At 39.3% G+C, this 4,374-nt stretch carries 5 protein-coding genes; 1 reads left to right on the top strand and 4 read right to left on the bottom strand.

The annotated features are described in order from the left end of the window. Nucleotides 1-170: 170 nt before the first annotated feature. From LD39_RS12230 to LD39_RS12220, 3 genes are read right to left on the bottom strand one after another with little or no spacing between them, the layout of a single operon-like run. Complete coding sequence (locus tag LD39_RS12230) at nucleotides 171-764, bottom strand: CPBP family intramembrane glutamic endopeptidase (RefSeq protein ID WP_035546937.1); 594 nt, start codon at nucleotides 762-764, stop codon at nucleotides 171-173. Further along, a complete protein-coding gene (locus LD39_RS12225) occupies nucleotides 742-2,289 on the bottom strand; it encodes an ATP-dependent DNA helicase RecQ (protein WP_035546933.1) in 1,548 nt (515 codons plus the stop codon). The genes LD39_RS12230 and LD39_RS12225 overlap by 23 nt, the downstream gene beginning before the upstream one ends. Then, nucleotides 2,276-3,340, bottom strand: a complete 1,065-nt coding sequence (locus LD39_RS12220) for a helix-turn-helix domain-containing protein (RefSeq protein ID WP_035546930.1) — start codon at nucleotides 3,338-3,340, stop codon at nucleotides 2,276-2,278. The genes LD39_RS12225 and LD39_RS12220 overlap by 14 nt, the downstream gene beginning before the upstream one ends. Nucleotides 3,341-3,484: 144 nt before the next feature. Between LD39_RS12220 and LD39_RS12215 the strand changes: the two genes are divergently transcribed. Continuing rightward, complete coding sequence (locus LD39_RS12215; protein WP_035546928.1) at nucleotides 3,485-3,733, top strand: ferredoxin; 249 nt, start codon at nucleotides 3,485-3,487, stop codon at nucleotides 3,731-3,733. 31 nt (nucleotides 3,734-3,764) lie between these two features. Here LD39_RS12215 and LD39_RS12210 read toward each other — a convergent pair whose 3' ends face one another. Beyond that, the gene (locus tag LD39_RS12210; RefSeq protein WP_035546925.1) at nucleotides 3,765-4,217 is read right to left on the bottom strand and encodes a helix-turn-helix transcriptional regulator; all 453 of its coding nucleotides are present in this window, start codon (nucleotides 4,215-4,217) and stop codon (nucleotides 3,765-3,767) included. Nucleotides 4,218-4,374: the final 157 nt, after the last annotated feature.

The following is a 4,374-nucleotide window of genomic DNA, read 5'->3' as shown; positions in this document are numbered from 1 at the left end:
AAAATAAAATTAAAAGAAAACGAGCCCAAATTGCATTCAGTTTCCAAGTGGTCTTATGAGCTTTCATTTGGTGGACTTCTTTCCTTGGAGGTAATTCTAAAACATCCATTTTGGATTCAGTATCACTTTTTCCATCTACTTTTTCATGATAATGATTATGTTTCTGTTCTTCAGCCACTTTCTGCCCCCCATTTACCAATACGAATCCATATAGCAAGTACGAAATCAATGACGAAGTGAGCCGTGATCGTTACAAACAAGCTTCCTGTTTGTTCATACATATATCCGATAAAGAAGCTCACAAAAAGAACAGACACGAGAAGTACAATTTTGTCTAGATAACGAATATGCATGATGGCAAACAAAACACTCGCAACTAAATATCCGAATTCAGTATGAATTACTCCTCTAAAGAGTACCTCTTCACTGAAAGCTATTAATAAGGTAATACCCGTGATGCCTATATAAGAGCGATGACGGAAGACTTTCACATTAATTCCACCGTCATCATAATACCTCTCAGGTAGACTATACAAGAGTATGAAATCAATGAGAAGCACCATTAGTCCTGGTATTAAACCAAACCAGAGTAATTCCGTCCAGGAAAAATGAAATAGTTCCGTCCAATCCAAGAAAGAATCGAATAGAAAGAAGCTCCCTATCGCTGCTAATAAAAGAATGGTTAATTGAGTTAATACGAGCTGAACAGTTATTTCTCGATCGCTTAACTGCTGAATAAGTTCAGCTTGATTTTTCCGTTTCATAGACCTCCCCCTGACCAAAAACGAGTTTCAATCGATCTTGCCATGATTCACCTTTACAATCTTCAATTTCGTCATTGAACTGGAGGTCAGAAATTAGGAAACCACAAACATCACAGCAAGGCACATAAGGTTCTCGTACTTCATCTTGAAAAGACTTGTATAGTCCCTTCCTGCGACAGTCAAAGTGATGAACCCATTGGAGGATCTCAGTTAATTTGTTTTGTTTATACGTCCACCGTTCTTTCAAAAATTGAAGGAGTTCTTGGTGGATCCTCTTTTGATAGGGGGCAGTGAGAATAGAACGACCATCAATGACTCCGTGCTGCTCAAGCTGATGACGAATAAAATTCCATTGAGATTCAGAAAGCTCTATTTCCAGCAAAAGCTCTCCATCTTCTGGTAACATATTATCTTTAGACCAATACATCTGTAAACGAGATAAAACTCGTTTGACATCCTCTTGCTGTGGCAATTCATTTTGAATTAACATCTGTGGCAAGTAATGGTCTTTGTGTGTAAAAAGAACAAGACTTACACAAGGCTCTCCATCTCTTCCTGCCCTCCCCACTTCTTGAATGAACGATTCAATTTGAGGTGGAAGGTGAAAGTGGATGACAATCCTGATATCTGGCTTATCCACTCCCATACCGAATGCACTTGTACAACAAATAATATCTAATTGATTGTTCATAAACTGCTGTTGGACAAGCATCCGGTCTGTTTGCTCCATTCCCCCGTGATAAAATGCCACACGTTGATTTAGCCGCTCCCTAAGCTGAAAGGCCACTTTCTCCGCCCATTGTCTACTAGAGAAATAGATCATTGTGGGTGCGATATTTTTAGAAAGGAACTGGACAATTTTTTCAATTTTAGTGTCAGGATCCAAACATTCCTCCACCGCAAAACTTATATTCTTCTTGTCCATAGGATAAACGTGTTTCCTCATTCCAGAAAGATTCAACTTTACCCTTATATCTTCCTGAACTTCGGGAGTCGCAGTAGCACTCAAGGCTAATACGGTTGGTTCTCCTAAATCCTGAATGACTTGATCAATTTTAAGGTAATCCGTCCGGAACTCATGCCCCCACTGTGAAATACAATGAGCTTCATCCACGACCAGGAGTTCCACTTTCACTTTCAAAAGCTGCTGCTTCACCCAGTCATTTTGTAACATTTCAGGAGAAAGGTAGATGAGGGAATACTGCTGAAACTGCTTCATTGTCTTTATACGTTCGTTCCGGTCCATAAAGCTATTCAAAGCTGTTACAGAACGAAACCCGCGTGCTTTCAATTGTTTAACTTGATCGATCATTAATGAAATAAGCGGGGAGACGACGATAGTAACTCCAGACTGTAGAACTGCTGGTAATTGATAGCATAGAGATTTACCCGTGCCTGTCGGGAGGATTCCTAACACATCGCTTCCCGCCAACAAATCTTCGATAATCTCTTTTTGTCCTTCCCGAAATTCGGTAAAACCAAAATGATCATATAAATGTTGGGTCAGTTGGTCAAACGTTTGCATATGAGTTTCCTTCCTTAGAAGAGATTTGATCTTTAGCCAGTGCGAGCCTCAGCTGGAAGTAACTGAACTGCCCATCAAGCTTCTGATGAATCAGTTTCAATCGTTGGGTGTCCAGTTCCTTAGCTGTATATATAATTTTATTCAACTCTTTTTCATTAAGAAATGAATCGATAGAAAAGTGAGGCACAACTAAGGCTGCCTCTACAATATGATCCTGGATCGTACTCTTTTTCAACCTTCTTTTTCTTACAATGTCGTCAATCGACCAGCCATTTTCAATATAGTGGTACGTTTTCTTCGCAGACTCCGTTATCAACGAAGACCCATCCAACCCTTTTGAACATAAGGAAAGAAAGGGATATCTATCAGGAGATTGAACTGCATGATGGAACAGATAATAGATAACATGTTGAATGTACACGTCGACATCTGTTACAGATATGTCGTATTTATCTTGCAGTTGGTCTCTAGTGAGTCCAATAATTCCTCCTCCGGTTAGGCGATAAGCAAAAATCTTAGCTTCAATAGCGGGACGTTCATCTAAGAGAGTAGAAATCTCACTGTATAAAGAAGAAACAACGCGAGTTATGTCACTGTGGTACTTACTATAAACTTTTTTAACCCATATTTGAGTATTAACATCCTCAATAATGGGGATGAATGTACGTTTGTTTTGAATCATATTCGTTAACGTTTGAATCAATAATAGTAGTCGGCGCTCAAATTCAGCAACCTTTTGATGATCCATTAACCCACTGAAATAAAGAGGGGAATTTAACTTTTTTACATATTCTTCGCCAATTTCAGTTAAAGAAGGATAGGATTTCTCTTCAATCGTAATCCACTCACCTTCTTCCAATCGCTGAAATGAGCGATCAAGTTCTACTCGGTCCAATGAATTATATATTCCGAAATAGGAATCAAGATGGTACACCCGCGCATCCTGTAATGTCTGAGAAGACCGCTTACCTGTCAAGAGATTAAACACACCCGAGATTGTCCTCTCTCCTTTTAACCTTTGTACACAATTCAATAAAATTAGATCAAACAAAGACCCACCTCCTATAGTGCGCTTCTAAACCGCTCCATGTTGAAAAGTACAGGACAGAGATTTACAATATCTATGTATCTATTTTTAAATACGTGACCTTTCTATATTCTACATGAGGTGAAACATAAAGGAGGTTCATGACTCATGGCTAAATTCACTATGGTTGACCAGGATACCTGCATTGCTTGCGGCGCTTGTGGTGCAGCAGCTCCGGATATATATGATTACGATGATGAGGGAATAGCCTATTCCATTCTCGATCAAAACAAAGGTATGGCTGAAGTGCCGGATATATTAGAGGAAGACATGGAAGACGCATTCGAGGGATGTCCTACGGATTCAATAAAAGTAGCTGAAGAACCATTCAATGGTGATCCGCTCAAACATGAATAATATTTGATCCCCTTCACTTCAGAAGGGGATTTTATTTTTTTGATAATTCTTCGAAACGATTCCTTGCTTCCATGTGATCGAAGCTTGAAAACCACCTTTGATATTCACGATCAATGATTCTGTAATGCTGACTTATCACATTTTGCTGCAGAAGATAGTCCTCACTTTCAGAAATTAGATTCCACCAGACTTTCCCACCCATAGTTTTTCCAACAGGCCCACCTACTTGATGATGAGCTAATGTTTCTACTATTTCAAGCGGGGCATCTCCTAAAACTCCCTTTAGAACTTCACTTTGTTGGAAAAGCGCACAAACTGCCACAACGGTCGTCCATCCAGCAACTGTACGTTCTTTTTCAATCTGAACGAGAGTTTTTTTAGATAGACCAAGCACCTCTGCCATTCGATTCTGAGTGTACCCGTATTCTACACGGATCAATTTCATTTTTATTGAAACTTGCATCCTTAATTGCTCTTTATCCATAACTTATCGTCCCCTTTACTACGTCCCTTCCATTTTAACATGAGATGCCTTTTACATCCTATAAAATAGAGGGGCTGGGACATAATTAAAAGCATCCAATCTAAAGACGAACAAATTAAGGATAGGGAAATTTAGAAGTAATCGATGGCTCTGAATG

The sequence above is a fragment of the Halobacillus sp. BBL2006 genome (assembly GCF_000786645.1).
GTDB lineage: Bacteria > Bacillota > Bacilli > Bacillales > Halobacillaceae > Halobacillus.
The sequence above is the reverse complement of the archived record's forward strand: the minus strand, read 5'-3'. Positions and strand labels throughout refer to the sequence as shown.

What these genes read in the sequence shown, in the direction of transcription:
- LD39_RS12230 (WP_035546937.1), bottom strand. Translation starts at nt 764, where the DNA reads ATGAAACGGAAAAATCAAGCTGAACTTATTCAGCAGTTAAGCGATCGA.
- LD39_RS12225 (WP_035546933.1), bottom strand. Translation starts at nt 2,289, where the DNA reads ATGCAAACGTTTGACCAACTGACCCAACATTTATATGATCATTTTGGT.
- LD39_RS12215 (WP_035546928.1), top strand. Translation starts at nt 3,485, where the DNA reads ATGGCTAAATTCACTATGGTTGACCAGGATACCTGCATTGCTTGCGGC.
- LD39_RS12210 (WP_035546925.1), bottom strand. Translation starts at nt 4,217, where the DNA reads ATGGATAAAGAGCAATTAAGGATGCAAGTTTCAATAAAAATGAAATTG.